This window comes from Geodermatophilus sp. URMC 60 (assembly GCF_053502585.1).
Genome location: NZ_CP199958.1, coordinates 1881688 through 1897116, shown reverse-complemented (window position 1 = coordinate 1897116; position 15429 = coordinate 1881688). Strand labels below are relative to the sequence as shown.

The 15429-nt window shown below is 75.1% G+C and carries 19 protein-coding genes; 6 read left to right on the top strand and 13 right to left on the bottom strand.

The annotated features are described in order from the left end of the window. Positions 1-68 precede the first annotated feature (68 nt). The 3 genes from ACWIX3_RS09150 to ACWIX3_RS09140 are packed head-to-tail and all read left to right on the top strand — an operon-like array spanning position 69 to position 1607. Positions 69-527 carry a DUF2243 domain-containing protein gene (locus ACWIX3_RS09150; protein WP_448611760.1) on the top strand — a complete coding sequence of 153 codons (459 nt, stop codon included), beginning with the start codon at positions 69-71 and terminating at the stop codon, positions 525-527. Next, positions 524-1264, top strand: coding sequence for a cytochrome c oxidase assembly protein (locus ACWIX3_RS09145; RefSeq protein WP_448611759.1), 741 nt, complete (start codon positions 524-526; stop codon positions 1262-1264). Before ACWIX3_RS09150 ends, ACWIX3_RS09145 begins: the two co-directional genes overlap by 4 nt. Positions 1265-1268: 4 nt before the next feature. Then, complete coding sequence (locus ACWIX3_RS09140) at positions 1269-1607, top strand: hypothetical protein (protein ID WP_448611758.1); 339 nt, start codon at positions 1269-1271, stop codon at positions 1605-1607. Here ACWIX3_RS09140 and ACWIX3_RS09135 read toward each other — a convergent pair. Genes ACWIX3_RS09135 through dapE form a run of 5 tightly spaced genes read right to left on the bottom strand, consistent with a single transcriptional unit; the run spans position 1600 to position 5278 of the window. Beyond that, entirely contained in the window at positions 1600-2424 is an 825-nt protein-coding gene (locus ACWIX3_RS09135) for a MerR family transcriptional regulator (RefSeq protein WP_448611757.1), read from the bottom strand. The genes ACWIX3_RS09140 and ACWIX3_RS09135 overlap by 8 nt on opposite strands. A gap of 34 nt (positions 2425-2458) precedes the next feature. Further along, the gene (locus ACWIX3_RS09130) at positions 2459-2920 is read right to left on the bottom strand and encodes a CoxG family protein (RefSeq protein ID WP_448611756.1); all 462 of its coding nucleotides are present in this window, start codon (positions 2918-2920) and stop codon (positions 2459-2461) included. After that, entirely contained in the window at positions 2913-3278 is a 366-nt protein-coding gene (locus tag ACWIX3_RS09125) for a DivIVA domain-containing protein (protein WP_448611755.1), read from the bottom strand. The genes ACWIX3_RS09130 and ACWIX3_RS09125 overlap by 8 nt, the downstream gene beginning before the upstream one ends. A gap of 24 nt (positions 3279-3302) precedes the next feature. Then, a complete protein-coding gene (locus ACWIX3_RS09120) occupies positions 3303-4142 on the bottom strand; it encodes an LOG family protein (protein WP_448611754.1) in 840 nt (279 codons plus the stop codon). Then, the gene (dapE, locus tag ACWIX3_RS09115) at positions 4139-5278 is read right to left on the bottom strand and encodes a succinyl-diaminopimelate desuccinylase (protein ID WP_448611753.1); all 1140 of its coding nucleotides are present in this window, start codon (positions 5276-5278) and stop codon (positions 4139-4141) included. The genes ACWIX3_RS09120 and dapE overlap by 4 nt, the downstream gene beginning before the upstream one ends. Positions 5279-5513: 235 nt before the next feature. Between dapE and dapD the strand changes: the two genes are divergently transcribed. Continuing rightward, positions 5514-6488, top strand: a complete 975-nt coding sequence (gene dapD / locus ACWIX3_RS09110; protein WP_448611752.1) for a 2,3,4,5-tetrahydropyridine-2,6-dicarboxylate N-succinyltransferase — start codon at positions 5514-5516, stop codon at positions 6486-6488. Positions 6489-6625: 137 nt separating this feature from the next. Continuing rightward, the gene (locus tag ACWIX3_RS09105) at positions 6626-7558 is read left to right on the top strand and encodes a hypothetical protein (protein ID WP_448611751.1); all 933 of its coding nucleotides are present in this window, start codon (positions 6626-6628) and stop codon (positions 7556-7558) included. Between the two features lie 11 nt (positions 7559-7569). Here the strand turns inward: ACWIX3_RS09105 and dapC are convergent, their stop codons facing one another. Beyond that, entirely contained in the window at positions 7570-8688 is a 1119-nt protein-coding gene (dapC, locus tag ACWIX3_RS09100) for a succinyldiaminopimelate transaminase (RefSeq protein WP_448611750.1), read from the bottom strand. A 14-nt stretch (positions 8689-8702) separates the two neighbouring features. Then, a complete protein-coding gene (gene fdxA, locus ACWIX3_RS09095; RefSeq protein WP_012947287.1) occupies positions 8703-9029 on the bottom strand; it encodes a ferredoxin in 327 nt (108 codons plus the stop codon). Between the two features lie 171 nt (positions 9030-9200). On the opposite strand from fdxA, the gene ACWIX3_RS09090 reads away from it, so the two are divergent. Then, entirely contained in the window at positions 9201-9953 is a 753-nt protein-coding gene (locus ACWIX3_RS09090) for a GNAT family N-acetyltransferase (protein WP_448611749.1), read from the top strand. On the opposite strand, the gene ACWIX3_RS09085 is transcribed toward ACWIX3_RS09090, so the two are convergent. The 6 genes from ACWIX3_RS09085 to ACWIX3_RS09060 all read right to left on the bottom strand — a co-directional run bounded on the left by ACWIX3_RS09085 (position 9910) and on the right by ACWIX3_RS09060 (position 15336). Next, positions 9910-10323, bottom strand: a complete 414-nt coding sequence (locus tag ACWIX3_RS09085) for a hypothetical protein (RefSeq protein WP_448611748.1) — start codon at positions 10321-10323, stop codon at positions 9910-9912. The genes ACWIX3_RS09090 and ACWIX3_RS09085 overlap by 44 nt on opposite strands. After that, positions 10320-11213, bottom strand: a complete 894-nt coding sequence (mshB, locus tag ACWIX3_RS09080) for an N-acetyl-1-D-myo-inositol-2-amino-2-deoxy-alpha-D-glucopyranoside deacetylase (protein WP_448611747.1) — start codon at positions 11211-11213, stop codon at positions 10320-10322. Before mshB ends, ACWIX3_RS09085 begins: the two co-directional genes overlap by 4 nt. Positions 11214-11369: 156 nt before the next feature. After that, positions 11370-12431: an ABC transporter ATP-binding protein gene (locus ACWIX3_RS09075; protein ID WP_448611746.1), complete on the bottom strand. Its 1062-nt coding sequence runs from the start codon at positions 12429-12431 to the stop codon at positions 11370-11372. Further along, complete coding sequence (locus tag ACWIX3_RS09070; RefSeq protein WP_448611745.1) at positions 12424-13473, bottom strand: ABC transporter ATP-binding protein; 1050 nt, start codon at positions 13471-13473, stop codon at positions 12424-12426. The genes ACWIX3_RS09075 and ACWIX3_RS09070 overlap by 8 nt, the downstream gene beginning before the upstream one ends. Next, positions 13470-14420: an ABC transporter permease gene (locus ACWIX3_RS09065; RefSeq protein WP_448611744.1), complete on the bottom strand. Its 951-nt coding sequence runs from the start codon at positions 14418-14420 to the stop codon at positions 13470-13472. The genes ACWIX3_RS09070 and ACWIX3_RS09065 overlap by 4 nt, the downstream gene beginning before the upstream one ends. Beyond that, a complete protein-coding gene (locus ACWIX3_RS09060) occupies positions 14413-15336 on the bottom strand; it encodes an ABC transporter permease (RefSeq protein ID WP_448611743.1) in 924 nt (307 codons plus the stop codon). Before ACWIX3_RS09060 ends, ACWIX3_RS09065 begins: the two co-directional genes overlap by 8 nt. Positions 15337-15429: the final 93 nt, after the last annotated feature.

Genomic DNA, 15429 nt, shown 5'->3' with positions numbered 1-15429 from the left:
CACGCCGCCATCCTGCCCGGGCCGCCGGGGCCGCGTTTCCCGGCCCTCGCACCGGGCACCGCCCGACGGTGCGCGCTGCCCCTCCCCCACCCGGACGGCGGCTGGCGGCCTCGGGGCTGCTGTTCGGTGCCGGCCTCATGGGCTCGGTCGACGAGATCGTCTTCCACCAGCTGCTGGGCTGGCACTCCTTCTACGACCGCGCCGGGGGCACGGTGGGCCTGGTCTCCGACGGGTTGCTGCACGCGGCCACGCTCTCGGCCGTCGTCGCCGGGCTGGCGCTGCTGGCCGACCTCCGCCGCCGCGGCGCCCTCGACGCCCGCCGGTGGTGGGCGATGGTGCTGCTGGGCGCGGGGGCCTTCCAGCTGTGGGACGGCGTGGTCGACCACAAGCTGCTGCGGGTGCACCAGGTCCGCTACGGCGTCGACCTGACGGGCTACGACCTGGCCTGGAACGCCTCGGCCGTCGTCCTCCTCGCCGCCGGCGCGGGGCTGCTGCTGCGCGCCCGCCGGCGTCCCGCCGCCCGGTGACCGCGCTCCCCGTCCTCGTCCTGCTGGCCGCGGGCGTGCTCTACGTCGCGGCCGGCCTGCGCGCGCCGTGGCCGCTCCGGCGGACGGCGTCCTGGCTGGCCGGCCTGGGCGCGGCCGGTACCGGCGCCGTCCTCTCGACCGCCCACGGCGACCTGCGCGTGCACATGGCCGGGCACCTGCTGCTGGGCATGGCGGCGCCGCTGCTGCTGGTGCTGGCCGCCCCGGTCACCCTCGCGCTGCGGGCACTGCCGGTCGGGGTGGCCCGGCGGCTGGCCCGCCTGCTGCGGACCCCGCCGCTGCGCTGGGCGACCGATCCGCTGGTCGCCGTCCCGGTCAACGCCGCGGGACTGTGGCTGCTCTACGGCACCGGGTGGCACGCGGCCGTCGTCCACCGTCCGGGCCCGGCCGCGCTCGTGGCGCTGCACCTGCTCGTCGGCGGGTACCTCGCGACCGCCGCGGTGCTGGCCGTGGACCCGGCGCCGCACCGCCGCGGGATCGGTGTGCGGGCCACTGCGCTGGCCGCCGGCGCGGCCGCCCACGACGTCCTGGCGAAGTGGCTCTACGCCGCGCCCCCGTCCGGCGTGGCGCACGCCGAGGAGGGCGCGCGGCTGATGTGGGACGGCGGCACCGTCGTCACGCTGGTGGTCGCCGTGGTGCTGTGGCGGCGCTGGTACACCGGCCGCGCGGCCGTCCGGGCCGCCGGAGCGCCCGCGGCGGCGGCCACCGGGGCAGCATGAGCGGGTGGACGCCGCCGACCGCCTCGCCGCCCTCGTCGACACCCTCGCCGGCGAGCCCGACGTGACGCCGCCGGACTCCACGGCCCCCCGCCGGTTCGGGTCGCGGGCGCTGAAGGTCGACGGCGCCGCCTTCGCGATGGTGGTGCGGGGTGCGCTGGTGCTGAAGCTGCCCGAGGACCGGGTGGCCGCGCTGCTCGCCGACGGGCGCGGCGGACCCTTCGGCGGCCGGGGGCGGCCCTACCGCGAGTGGGTCGCGCTGGCCGACGGCGAGCCGGCCACCGACCTGCCGCTGGCCCGCGAGGCGCTCGACTTCGCCCGCTCCCGGCGCGACGCGGTCAGCTGACCGGCCAGGCGACCTCGAGGTGCGGCTCCCGGGGGCCGACGTCCCGGCCGGTGAGGTACACCTCGACCGGGCTGCCGGAGCGCGCCAGCCCGGCGGCGTCGCACCAGCGGGCGACGGCGTCGTAGGCGTCGAGGAGGCGCGGGAACTCGGCCTCGGCGCGGGTCAGCACGGTGACCGCCTCGCGACCGGCCGGCTGCCGCCGCACCCGCAGCTCGCCCGCCGGCCGGACGGTGCCGGTGAACGGGACGGCGACCTCGACCGGGCCGTCGCTGTCGGCGGTGACCATGCCGTGGTAGACGACGCGCAGCGCACCGGAGCGGGTGGCACCCGACGCGGTGAGGTGCTCCTCGAGGACCCGGGCGGCGTCGGCGACGAAGGTGCCGAGCTCCTCGACCGTCAGCCGCCGCCGGGTCGTCAGCAGCGTGAGCTCGTCGGTGGTGCGCAGTGCGACGTCGTGCACGGGGGCCTCCGGGTGATCGTGGTCGCCGGCGAGTCGCCGGTGCAGGGAGCCGACGAGCGCCCGCCGGCGCGCGACGTCCTCCTCGACGTCGCGCCACCAGCGGTCGACCGCGGCCAGCCGGTCGGCGGGCTCGAGGTCGACCACCTCCCGCACCCGGGCCAGCGGCATGCCGGCCTGGCGCAGCAGCCCCACGAGGCGGGCCCGGGCCACCTGGGCCGGGGCGTACCAGCGGTAGCCGGAGTGCCCGTCGACGCGCGCGGGGGCGACCAGGCCCCGGTCGCCGTAGAGCCTCAGCGCCTTGGGCGACAGACGGGTGCGGCGCAGGAAGTCCCCGACCCGCAGCAGGTGCTCGTCCACGCCGCCCACCCTGGAGCCGGCCCCAGGGGCCGGGTCAAGCGCGGCCGGTGTGGCGGCGCGCGAAGTCGGCGAAGCGCTTCAGCGACAGGCGGACGCCCGCCACCGCGGCCGGCTTGACCAGCGGCCAGCCGAGCTGTCCGAGCGGGCCGAAGGGCAGCCACAGCTGCTCGGTCCAGGTCACGCGGGAGCCCGCGCCCTGAGGGGTGATCTCGAAGATCCCCGGCCCGCGCACGAGCCGGCCGGTGTGCTGGACGACGGCGCGCCGCGGGGGGTCCCACTCGGTGATGACCATCGTGTCGAGCACGCCGCGCCGCCGTCCCCGGAGGGGCAGGCCGGTGCGTGCCGACAGCCGGCCGCCGACCGCGTGCGGGTCCCCGCCGGTGACCTCGACGTCGGTCAGCAGCATCCACTCCCCCTGGCGGGTCCAGTCGGTGAGCGCCGCCCACACCTGCTGCGGCGGCGCGTCCACGACCACCGTCTCCACCAGCTCACGCATCCGTCCGCGCTCCGTTCCCGCCCGCCGGGGCGTCCTCCGCACCGGGCACCGGCCGCCCGGCCTCGTCGAGGCGGGCGCGCAACGCCGCGACCTCCGCGTCGCGCTCCTCGAGCGCCTGGGCCAGCTGCTCGAGCAGCCAGTCGACCTCGGTCATCCGGTAGCCCCGGACGGTCACCGACATGCGCACGCCGCGGACGTCGTCCGCCGTGACCGGCCGGTCCTCGGGCAGCTCCAGCGGGGAGCGGTCCGGGTCGGCAGGCGGCTGGGTCTCACCCCGGCCCAGCAGCACCGAGCCGCCGAGGAACAGCAGCCCGCCGACCACCGCGACGGTGAGGACGAGCAGGACCGCCTCGAACACCTCAGGCGGTCCCCTCGGCCGTCATCAGGCGTCGCTCGGCGAGTCGTCGACCGGCAGCGCCCGCATCCCGCCGCCGTTGTCGCCGGCCGTCCGCGCCTTCCCGGCCTCCTGGACGATCCGCACGACCTCGTCGACGTCGTCGGTGACCGTGAACAGGTCCAGGTCGGTGTCCTTGATGGTGGCCGCGGGCACCATCGTCGTCCGCAGCCAGTCGACCAGCCCCGACCAGTAGTCCGACCCGAAGAGCACCACCGGGAAGCGGGTCACCTTGCGCGTCTGCACCAGGGTGAGCGCCTCGAAGAGCTCGTCGAGGGTGCCGAAGCCGCCGGGGAGGATGACGAAGGCCTGCGCGTACTTCACGAACATCGTCTTGCGGACGAAGAAGTAGCGGAACGCGATGCCGACGTCGACCCACTCGTTGAGCTCCTGCTCGAACGGCAGCTCGATGCCCAGGCCCACCGACAGCCCGCCGGCCTCCGAGGCGCCGCGGTTGGCCGCCTCCATCGCGCCCGGTCCGCCGCCGGTGATGACGGCGTACCCGGCCTTCGCCAGCGCCGCCCCGATCTCGACGCCCGAGGCGTAGTGCGCGGAGTCCTGCGGCGTGCGGGCACTGCCGAAGACGCTCACCGCGCGCGGCAGTTCCGCCAGCAGCCCGAAGCCCTCGACGAACTCGCTCTGGATGCGGAGGACCCGCCACGGGTCGGTGTGCACCCAGTCGGTGGGGCCGCGGCGGTCGAGCAGCCGCGCGTCGGTCGTCGTCCCCTGCAGGCGGGGGTCGGGCTCCCCGCCGCGCAGCATCACCGGGCCGCGGTGGCGGGTGGGCCGCGGCTTGCGGCCCGCGGCGGGCTCGGGGGTGGTCGTCATGCACGCTCCTGGTCGGTGGGCGATCGGTCGGCCTCTCCGGTGAGATACGCGACGAGCGCGTCCTCCGCCGGCTGCAGCCGGTCGACGAGGACGTGCTCCTCGCGGGTGTGGGCCAGCTGCGGGTCCCCGGGGCCGTAGTTGAGGGCCGGGATGCCGAAGGCGGCGAAGCGGGCGACGTCGGTCCAGCCCAGCTTGGCCCGAGCCGGGCGGCCGACCGCCGCGACGAAGGCCGCGGCCGCGGGCTCGGACAGGCCCGGCAGCGCCCCGCCGGCGTTGTCGACGACGGTCAGCGTCGCCCCGGCCGCGACCGCGTCGGCGAAGACCTCGCGGACGTGCGCCTCGGCGGCGTCCTCGTCCCGGTCGGGGGCGTAGCGGAAGTTGACCGTCACCGTGCAGGCGTCGGGGACGACGTTGCCGGCCACCCCGCCCTCGATGCCGACGGCGTTGAGCCCCTCGCGGTAGACGCAGCCGTCGATGTCGACCTCCCGGGCCTCGTAGGCCGCGAGGGTGGCGAGGATGCCGGCCGCGCCGTGGATGGCGTTGACGCCCAGCCAGCTGCGCGCGCTGTGCGCCCGCCGGCCGGGGACCTCCAGCACCGCCCGCAGGGTGCCCTGGCAGCCGCCCTCCACCTCGCCGTCGGTCGGCTCGAGCAGGATCGCGAGGTCGCCGTAGAGCCAGCCGCGGCGCTCCCGCGCGACCCGGCCGAGGCCGTTCTTCACCGCCTCGACCTCCTCGTTGTCGTAGAAGACGAACGTGAGGTCGTGCGCCGGCTCGGCACCGGGGACGCCGAAGCGCCCGGCCAGCCGCAGCATCACCGCGTCGCCGGCCTTCATGTCGCTGGTGCCGCAGCCGTAGAGCCGGCCGGCCGCCTCGTCCAGCCGGCTCGGCACGTTGTCGGCGATCGGCACGGTGTCCAGGTGCCCGGCGAGGACGACACGGGTCGGGCGGCCCAGGCCGGTCCGGGCGAGCACCGCGTCCCCGACCCGCTCGACCTCGAGACCGCCGAGCGCCCGCAGCGCCGCCTCGACGGCATCGGCTAGGGGCGCCTCGCTGCCCGACACCGACGGGACGTCGACCAGCGCGCGGGTGAGCGTCAGGACGTCGGCGGTGGGGTCCAGCGGGGGCAGGTCGGTCACGACTCCCGAGCCTACGGGCGGCGTCCGGGCCGGGCCGCCGCAGCGCGCGGACACCCCCGGCTCGTCGCCTGCCGTTCACCGCACCCGGCCGAATGGGCACCCGTTCTCCCGGCGCCTCCCCTCCTCCCCGCACGGTGGGCAGCGGCGGAGGCAGGGCGAGGGGTGCCCGGGACCGGTCCCCGCAGCCCCCGACCGAGTCGGCGGCGCACGACCGGCGCTCGGTAGCGTCGTCCCCGTGACCGCTCCCGCCCCGTCCTCCGCCGTCGCCGCCGGTCTGGCCACCATCACCCCCGCCGGGACGGTGCTCGACACCTGGTACCCCGAGCCGCGGCTCGGCGCGCCCGAGGGTGCCGGGACCGGCACCGCCCGGCTGGGCGCGTTGGAGATCTCCGGCGAGCTCGGGCCGGACTACGGCGGCCTGGTGCGCTTCGACGAGTCGCGCGGCGTCGAGGTGGTCGCCGTCCGGACGGTCATCGCGGACCTCGCGGCGGCGCCGGCCGACACCCACGACGTCTGGCTGCGGCTGCACCTGCTCTCGCACCGCCTGGTGACCCCGCGCAGCATCAACATGGACGGCGTCTTCGGCCTGCTCACCAACGTCGCCTGGACCAGCGTCGGCCCGGTCGAGGCGGCGTCGTTCAACCCGCACCGGCTGCGCGCCGCGCACGGCCAGGTCACCGTCTACGGCGTCGACAAGTTCCCGCGGATGGTCGACTACGTGATCCCCTCCGGCGTCCGCGTCGCCGACGGCGACCGCGTGCGGCTCGGCGCCCACCTCGCCGAGGGGACGACGGTCATGCACGAGGGCTTCGTCAACTACAACGCCGGCACCCTCGGGCCGTCGATGGTCGAGGGCCGGATCAGCGCGGGCGTCGTCGTCGGCCCCGACAGCGACATCGGCGGCGGCGCCTCGATCATGGGCACGCTCTCCGGCGGCGGGAAGCAGGTCGTCTCGATCGGCTCGGGCTGCCTGCTGGGCGCCAATGCCGGCATCGGCATCTCCCTCGGCGACAACTGCGTCGTCGAGGCCGGCTGCTACGTGACCGCCGGTTCGCGGGTGAGCCTGCCCGACGGCTCGGTGGTGAAGGCCGCCGAGCTCTCCGGGCGGGACGGGCTGCTGTTCCGCCGCAACTCGGTGTCCGGTGCGCTCGAGGCGCTGCCGCGGACGGGTACCTGGGGCGAGCTGAACGCCGCGCTGCACAGCAACTGAAAGAGGACCCCGTCCTCCCCACCCTTCGCAAGCTCAGGGTGGGACCCGGGACGGGGCCACGGCGGCACCCTGCAGGAGGCCGACACCTCGCCGCGACTCCAGGATCCGTCCAGGAACCGCACCTACAGTCGCGGGCGATGAGCAGCACGCGGAGCGCGACGGCACGGCGGACGACGGCCGCCCGCCGCCCGCCGGCGCGCCGCCCGGCCCCCCGCCGGCGGCCGCCCGCCAAGCGCGGGGGCGGGGGCGCGTCCACCCGGTCGTGGCGTTCGTGGCTGCCGCTGGGCCTGGTCGGGCTCGTCGTCCTGGGGGTGGTGACGCTGGTGAGGAACACGGCCGGACCGGACCCTGTGGTGCTGACCGGCTCCTGCACCGTGGCGGGCACCGACCTCACGCTGACCGCCGAGCAGGCCGCCTCCGCGGCGACCATCGCGGCGGTCGGACGGGCCCGCGGACTGCCCGAGCGCGCGGTGGTGATCGCCCTGGCCACCGCTCAGCAGGAGTCGACGATGCGCAACCTGGACTACGGCGACCGCGACTCCCTCGGGTTGTTCCAGCAGCGGCCCTCGCAGGGCTGGGGCACCCCCGAGCAGGTGACCGACCCGGTCTACGCGGCGGGCGAGTTCTACGACGGCCTGGTGCGGGTGCGGAACTGGGAGACCCTGCGCCTGACCGATGCCGCCCAGCGCGTGCAGCGCAGCGGCTTCCCCGAGGCCTACCAGAAGCACGAGCCGCTGGCCCAGCAGCTGACCGCGGCCTTCTCCGCCCCCGAGCCGGGCCGGCTGACCTGCAGCTACGAGCCCACGGCCCCCGGCGGGCGGCTCAGCCAGCGGGCCACTGCCGTCGCCGCGGTGGTGGAGCGGGAGCTCGGCGCGACCACCACCGAGCGCTTCGGCGCGGTGGAGGTCGACCCGGCGACCGGCTGGCCGGCGGTCACCTGGGCGGTCGCGCACGCCGAGCGCCTGGGGCTGCGGTCGATCGCCTTCGCCGGGTCGGAGTGGACGCCGGCCGGTGGGTGGGCGCCCTCGGACGCCGGCCCCGACGCGGTGCGCCTGGAACTGGCCCGCTGAGGCCGCGGCGGTCAGCCGGCCAGGCGCTCGACGGCGGCGTCGACCCGCTCGTCGGTGGCGGTCAGGGCCATGCGCACGTGCCGCCCGCCCGCGGGGCCGTAGAAGGAGCCCGGCGCGGCCACGATGCCCAGACCCGCCAGCCACTCGATCGTCGTCCAGCAGTCCTCGTCGCGGGTGACCCACAGGTACAGCCCGGCCTCGGAGTGGTCGATGCGCGCGCCGGCGGCCCGGACGGCGGCGGCCAGCCGGTCGCGGCGGGCGCGGTAGCGCTCGCGCTGCTCGTCGACGTGGGCGTCGTCGGCCAGCCCGGCGGCCATCGCGGCCTGCACCGGCGTGGGCACCAGCAGCCCGAGGTGCCGGCGCACCTCCCACACCTGGCGGACCAGCGCCGGGTCCCCCGACAGCAGCCCGGCGCGGTAGCCCGCGGCGGTCGACTGCTTGGACAGCGAGTGCACCGCCAGCAGCCCCGCGTGGTCGTCCCCCGCGACCTCCGGGTGCAGGATCGACCGCGGTGTGACGTCCCAGCCGAGGGTCGCGTAGCACTCGTCGGCGACGACGGGCACGCCGTGGGTGCGGCCCCACGCCACCCAGGCGCGCAACTCCTCCTCGCTCAGCACGCGGCCGTGCGGGTTGCCCGGGGAGTTCAGCCACACCAGGACCACGCCCGCGACGTCGTCCGGTGGGGTGTCGGTCCGCCGCACGGTGAGCCCGGCCAGCACCGCGCCCACCTCGTAGGTCGGGTAGGCGACCTCGGGGATCAGGACCGTGCCGGCGCCGCGCAGCCCCAGCAGGGTGGGCAGCAGCGCGACGAGTTCCTTGGAGCCGACCGTGGGGATCACCGAGGGAGCGGCGCCCAGTGGGTCGGCCAGCCGCACGCCGAGCCGGCGCTGCAGCCAGCCGACCGCCGCCGTCCGCAGCTCGGGGGTGCCCAGCGCGGTCGGGTAGCCCGGCGCGTTACCCGCGCCGGCCAGCGCGGTCGCCAGCAGCTCAGGGGTGTCGTCGACCGGCGTCCCGATGGACAGGTCGACCACCCCGCCGGGGTGCCGCGCCGCCCTGGCCCGGGCACCGGCGAGCGAGTCCCAGGGGAAGTCGGGCAGTCGGCCGGCCGCTGTCCCGGGGACCGGCTCCACCGGCGTCGGGGCCGTCAGTGACCTTCGCCCTGCGGCGGCAGGGCGGCGACGAGCGGGTGGTCCTTGCCGATCTTGCCGGTCTTGGCGGCACCACCGGGGCTGCCCAGGTCGGAGAAGAACTCCACGTTGGCGTTGTAGAAGTCCTTCCACTTGTCCGGGACGTCGTCCTCGTAGTAGATGGCCTCCACCGGGCAGACCGGCTCGCAGGCACCGCAGTCGACGCACTCGTCGGGGTGGATGTAGAGCATCCGGTCGCCCTCGTAGATGCAGTCCACCGGGCACTCGTCGATGCACGCCTTGTCGAGGACGTCGACGCAGGCCTGGGTGATGACGTAGGTCACGGTGGTTCCCTCCCGGGGACGTGCGGAGCTGCTCCGCCGGCGCGACGGCCGGTCGTTCCGGCCTTGAGTATGGCCCGTGGGCACGCGGGGAAACGCGACGGGTGGCCCGGTGGCCCCGGCCGGGTGAGACCCCGCCGGGGAGCGCCCGCGCGGACACCGCAGGATCGGACCGTGGGACAGAGCCGGTCACCCCTGGACGTCGCAGGCCTGGAGCTGCTGGCCGCGCGCGGCTGGCGCGGCACGGAGGAGACCTGGCTGGGCGACTGGCTGCTGCGCGCCGGCGGCGGCTTCACCGGCCGGGCCAACTCCGCGCTGGTCGTCGGCGACCCGGGTCTCCCGCTGCCCGGCGCGGTGGAGGCCGTCACGCGCTGGTACTCCGACCGCGGGCTCCGACCGTGCGCGATGCTGCCCGGCCGCCAGTCCCGCGCCGCCGACGCGGCCTTCGCCGCGGCCGGGTGGGAGCGCGACGAGGACGTGCTGGTGCTGACCGAGCCGCTGACGCCGGCGGCGGCCGATGGCGTCCCGGTCGACCTCGCCCCCGAGCCGGACGACGCCTGGCTGGCCGGCTACCGGCACCGCGGCCGGTCCCTGCCGCCCTCCGCCCGCGCCGTGCTCGTCAACGCGGAGGACGTCGTCTTCGCCTCGGTGCGCCGCGACCCGCCGCCGGCCCCGCTGGCCGCCGTCGCCCGCGGGGTGGTCACCGACGACTGGCTCGGCGTCGCCGCGGTCACCGTCGAGGAACGCCACCGCCGGCAGGGGCTGGCGACCGCCGTCATGGCCGCGCTGCAGCGCTGGGGCGCCGACCGCGGCGCACGCTGGGTCTACCTGCAGGTGACCGCGTCGAACTCCCCGGCGCGGGCGCTCTACCGGCAGGCGGGCTTCATCGAGCACCACCGGTACCACTACCGGTACGCACCGGCCTGACGCCGTCCCGGGGTGCGGCGAGCACCTTCCCCACGGCGAAGGCCGCGGCCACCACGCCGGCCAGCAGGAAGGCCAGCGAGAAGAACCCGAGGACGCCGCCGCCGGTGAGCAGCAGGTCGCCCTCGGGACGGCGCAGGCTCGCCCCGACCGCGATGACCAGCCAGACCGCGGCGGGCAGCACCGCGGCCGGCCGCGAGCCGCTCAGCCGCGCGGCCAGGTCGACCAGCAGCAGGTTGCCGACGACCGCGGCGACCACCGAGACGGGCACGGGGACGCCGAACACCCGCAGCGGCAGCCAGAAGACCTCGACGAGCGCCAGCCACGCCGCCAGCACGGTGACCAGCAGCGCGGCGCCGAGCCCCCGGATCACGCGTGGAGGCCGGCGAACAGGTCGTCCTCCCAGCCCTCGGGCGTCGCCGCCGGGCCACGCGCCCCGCGCACCAGCCGGTAGTACTCGGTGCCGAGGACCTCCTGACCGAGGTTGTTGGACAGCGCGAAGAACGGGCCGTCGACGGTGATCTGGGTGGCGTGCGCACGCATGGCGGCGTCCTTGCGCCCGGCGTACGCACGCCCGTCGACCGCCGCGGCGACCAGCTCGTCCGGGACGGCGAAGGGCACGTCGTCCACCTCGCCCAGCGACTCGAACGGCGAGGCCTCCCCCAGCGCCGCCATCGCCTCGATGCCCTGCCGCATCACCGAGCGGGGCACGCAGCACCAGTAGACCTTCGCGATGTCCCACGGCTCGCCGAGGTCGGGGCGGTACGCGGGGTCGGCGGCGGCGTCCACCGCGCGCATCGCGACCCGGTGGGCCTGGATGTGGTCGGGGTGGCCGTAGCCGCCGTTCTCGTCGTAGGTGACCACGACCTGCGGCCGGACCTCGCGGACGACGGCGACGGCGTGCGCCACGGCCTCGTCGAGGTCGGCGTTCCAGAAGGCGCGCGGCTTCTCGTTGGCCGGCGTCCCCATCATCCCGGAGTCCCGGTAGCGGCCCGGGCCGCCGAGGAAGCGCCAGTCGGGAACGCCGAGCGCCTCCATCGCCGCCCGGAGCTCGGCGATGCGGTACCCGCCCAGCTGGTCGGCGTGCTCGGGGCCCAGCAGCTCCAGCTCGGGGACGAGCACCTCGCCCTCCTCACCCAGGGTGCAGGTGAGCAGGGTGACCGAGGCCCCCTCGGCGACGTAGCGGGCCATCGTGGCGCCGTTGTTGATCGTCTCGTCGTCGGGATGGGCGTGCACCAGGAGCAGCCGGCGGTCAGCGGTCACGAGGAGGCATTCTCCCCGGGCATCCCGAGCCGGGGACGCGCACCCGCGGTGCCGTGATCGGGTGGGCCCGCGACGGGCGCGTCGGTGGGGGCTCAGCGCGAGCCGGGGACGGCACGTGGCCGCGGTGCCGGCCGGTAGGCCGGCAGTGTCACCGCCTCACTCGGCGTCCACGGGGACCACCGTGCGGGCCTCCGCGAAGTGGCAGGCCGAGGGGTGGCCCTGGCCGCGGTCGACCAGCGCCGGGGCCTCCTGGGCGCAGACGTCCTGGGCCTTCCAGCACCGGGTGCGGAACCGGCAGCCCGAGGGCGGGTTGGCCGGGCTGGGCACGTCGCCCTGGAGCAGGATCCGGTCCTTCTGCCCGCGCAGGTGCGGCTCGTGCAGCGGCACCGACGACAGCAGCGCCTGCGTGTACGGGTGCGACGGCGAGCCGTAGACCTGCGCGTCGGTGCCCTCCTCCACCACGCTGCCGAGGTACATGACCGCGACCCGATCGGAGATGTGCCGGACCACCGACAGGTCGTGCGCGATGAACAGGTAGGACAGGCCGAACTCGTCCTGCAGGTCCTCCAGCAGGTTCACCACCTGCGCCTGCACCGAGACGTCGAGGGCCGACACCGGCTCGTCGCAGACGATGACCTCGGGCCGCAGCGCCAGGGCCCGGGCGATGCCGATGCGCTGCCGCTGACCGCCCGAGAACTGGTGCGGGTAGCGGTTGACGTAGTCGGGGTTGAGCCCGACGCGGTCCAGCAGCTCCTGGGTGCGCTGCAGCCGGCCCTTCCTCGGGGCGACGTCGGCGTGCACGGCCCAGCCCTCGGAGACGATGTCGCCGACGGTCATCCGCGGGTTCAGCGAGGCGTACGGGTCCTGGAAGATGATCTGGACCTCGCGCCGGTAGGCCTTGAGCGCGCGGCCGTTCATCTTCGCGACGTCGCGGCCCTTGTAGAGGATCTGCCCGTCGGTCGGCTTCTCCAGCGCGACGAGGAGCTTCGACACCGTCGACTTGCCGCAGCCGGACTCGCCGACCAGGCCCAGGGTCTCACCGCGGCGCATGGTCAGGTCGACGCCGTCCACGGCCCGGACGTGGCCGATGGTCCGCTTGAAGACGACCCCCTGGGTCAGCGGGAAGTGCTTCTTCAGGCCGCGGATCTCCAGCAGCGTCTCGCCGGGGGCCGACGCGGTGCGGGACGCGGCGGTCGCGCCGGTCGTGGGCTCAGACACCGAGGACCTCCTCGCTGTAGTGGCAGGCCGCCTCGCGGCCCGGGACCACCAGGCGCAGCGGCGGGATGTCGGTGGCGCACTCCCGGCCGGGCGCGGCCTCGGCCCCGAGCCGACGGCGCGAGCACCGCGGGTGGAACGGGCACCCGCTCGGGATGGCCGCCAGGTTCGGCGGCTGCCCGACGATCGGCTGCAGCCGGCCGCCCTTGGCCTCGACCTGCGGCACCGAGGTCATCAGGCCGTCGGTGTAGGGGTGCGCCGGGTCGCTGAAGACGTCGTCCACGGTGCCGCGCTCGACGATCCGGCCGGCGTACATGACCGCCACGTTGTCGGCGACCTCGTTGACCACGCCCAGGTCGTGGGTGATGAGGATCAGGCCCATCCCGGTCTCGCGCTGGAGGTCCTTGAGCAGGTCCATGACCTGCGCCTGCACCGTGACGTCGAGCGCGGTGGTCGGCTCGTCGGCGATGAGGATGCGCGGGTCCAGGGCGATCGCCATCGCGATCATGACCCGCTGCCGCATGCCACCGGAGAACTGGTGGGGATAGTCGTCGACCCGCTCGGCGGCGGCCGGGATGCGCACCCGGTCCATGAGCTCGACGGCGCGCGCCCTGGCTTCCTTCTTCGACATCCCGCGGTGCGCGCGGAACATCTCGCCGATCTGGTAGCCCACGCTGTAGACCGGGTTCAGCGCCGACAGCGCGTCCTGGAAGATCATCGAGATCCCCGGGCCGCGCACCTTCCGCTGCTCCTCCGGCGACATGGTGAGCAGGTCGTCGCCCTGGAAGTGGATCCCCCCGCCGGTGATGACCGCGGGCGGGGTGTCGAGGATGCCCATGATCGCCTGCGCCGAGACCGACTTGCCCGAGCCGGACTCGCCCAGGATCGCGAGGGTCTCCCCCTCGGCCAGGCTGTAGCTGATGCCGTTGACCGCGTTGACGACGCCGGAGCGGGTCCGGAACTCCACGTGCAGGTCGTCGACCTCGAGCAGGGGCGCGCCCCCGATGGCGGTGCTGCCCGCCGCGGTGGGTTCGGAACGGGTCATGCGCGCTGCCTCGGGTCGAGGGCGTCGCGCAGGGCGTCGCCCATCATGATGAACGCCATCACGGTCAGGGTCAGGGCGATGCTGGGGAACAGCACCAGGTGCGGCGCACTGCGCAGCAGGGGCTGCCCCGCGTCGAGCTGCAGCCCCCAGGAGATCGCCGGGCGCTGGAGACCCACACCCAGGTAGGTCAGCGTCGCCTCCGCAGCGATCATCACCCCGATGGTGATGGTGGTGTAGACCAGCACCGGCGCGACCGCGTTCGGGAGGATGTGCCGCAGCAGGATGCGGCCGTTGGAGGCCCCCATCGCCCGGGCCGCGGCGACGTAGTCGGAGCTCTTCACGGCGATGACCTGCGAGCGGACCAGCCGCATCGCCGTCATCCAGCCGAAGGCGGCCAGGGCGATCGCCACGGCGACGACCCCTCGACCCAGGATCCCGCTGCGGAGGACGACGAGCGCGCCCAGGATCAGCGGCAGTGCGTAGAAGACGTCGGTGATCCGGCTCAGCACGCTGTCCGTCGCCCCGCCGTAGAACCCGGCGACGGCGCCGACCAGGACGCCCAGCACCAGGATCACCAGCACGGCCAGCAGACCGATGACCAGGGAGCTGCGCGCACCGTGGACGACGTTGGCCAGGTAGTCGCAGCCCTGCTGGTCGTAGCCGAACCAGTGCTGCGCCGACGGCTTCTGGTTGCTGTTCGACAGGGAGCAGGCCCGGGGGTCCGCGCCACGGGCGAACACCTGCGGCACGAGCGCCATCAGGACGAACACGAGCATGAGGAAGGCGCCGATCCAGAACAGCGCGTTGCGCCGGAGCTCCTTCCAGGCGTCGCTCCACAGGCTGTTCTGGCGGGCACTGGTGACGTCGACCGACGGGCTGGCCAGCCCGGTGGTCGTCCCGGCCGCCACCTCGTCGTGACGCAGGTCGGCCTGCTGCTGGTCAGTCATAGCGGATCCTCGGGTCGAGGACGGCGTAGAGCACGTCGACGACCAGGTTGAAGAAGATGAAGAAGAAGACGAGCAGGGTCACGATGCCGACGACGACCGCCCCCTCCTGAGCCCGGACGGAGTCGAAGACGGCCCGGCCGATGCCCGGCAGGTTGAAGACCGACTCGGTGACGATGGCCCCGCCCATGAGGGTGCCGATGTCGGCACCGATGAAGGTGACCACCGGGATGAGGCTGTTGCGCAACGTGTGCCGCACGATCACCGTCCGGTTGGGCAACCCCTTCGCCCGGGCCGTCCGGACGTAGTCGCCGCGCATGTTCTCCGCCACGCTGGTGCGGGTCAGCCGGGCGACGTAGGCCAGTGAGCTCGAGGCCAGGACCAGCCCGGGCAGCAGGTAGCTCGACCAGCCCTCGCTGATGCCGGCGATGGGGAACCAGCCGAACTGCAGGCCGAAGACGAACTGGGCGACGAAGGCCAGCACCAGGATCGGGATGGAGACCACCAGGGTGGTCGAGACCAGGACCAGGTTGTCCAGGAAGCCGTTGCGGCGGATGCCGGCGAGCACACCGGCGACGATCCCGATGACCGCCTCCAGGACGATGGCGACGACGGTCAGCCGGATCGTGACCGGGAGTCGCTGCTCGATCGTGTCGAGGACCGGCCGGCCGCGGAAGTCGGTGCCGAGGTCCCCCTGCACCAGGTCACCGACGTACTTCAGGTACTGGACGAGCAGCGGGTCGTTGAGGTTGAACTCGTCGCGCAGTTGCGCCACCACGGCCGGGGACAGCGGGCGGTCACCGCCGAGGGCGCGGATGGGGTCACCCGGCAGGGCGTACACCATCGCGAAGATCAGGAACGACGCACCGATGAGAACCGGGATCGTGAGCAACAGCCGGCGCGCTACGTAGCGGCCCATGTCCCCCCTCGGGTGTACGCGCCCCGGCGCAGGAGCGGCGGCGCGGTGTCCATCGTGCTCCCCGCGGAGCACACGCACCGCCGGGGGCGACCG

Excerpts from the sequence above, each read along its gene's own strand:
- ACWIX3_RS09130 (WP_448611756.1), bottom strand. The coding sequence starts at position 2,920 with ATGCGTGAGCTGGTGGAGACGGTGGTCGTGGACGCGCCGCCGCAGCAG.
- ACWIX3_RS09120 (WP_448611754.1), bottom strand. The coding sequence starts at position 4,142 with ATGACGACCACCCCCGAGCCCGCCGCGGGCCGCAAGCCGCGGCCCACC.
- ACWIX3_RS09105 (WP_448611751.1), top strand. The coding sequence starts at position 6,626 with ATGAGCAGCACGCGGAGCGCGACGGCACGGCGGACGACGGCCGCCCGC.
- ACWIX3_RS09070 (WP_448611745.1), bottom strand. The coding sequence starts at position 13,473 with ATGACCCGTTCCGAACCCACCGCGGCGGGCAGCACCGCCATCGGGGGC.
- ACWIX3_RS09065 (WP_448611744.1), bottom strand. The coding sequence starts at position 14,420 with ATGACTGACCAGCAGCAGGCCGACCTGCGTCACGACGAGGTGGCGGCC.
- ACWIX3_RS09060 (WP_448611743.1), bottom strand. The coding sequence starts at position 15,336 with ATGGGCCGCTACGTAGCGCGCCGGCTGTTGCTCACGATCCCGGTTCTC.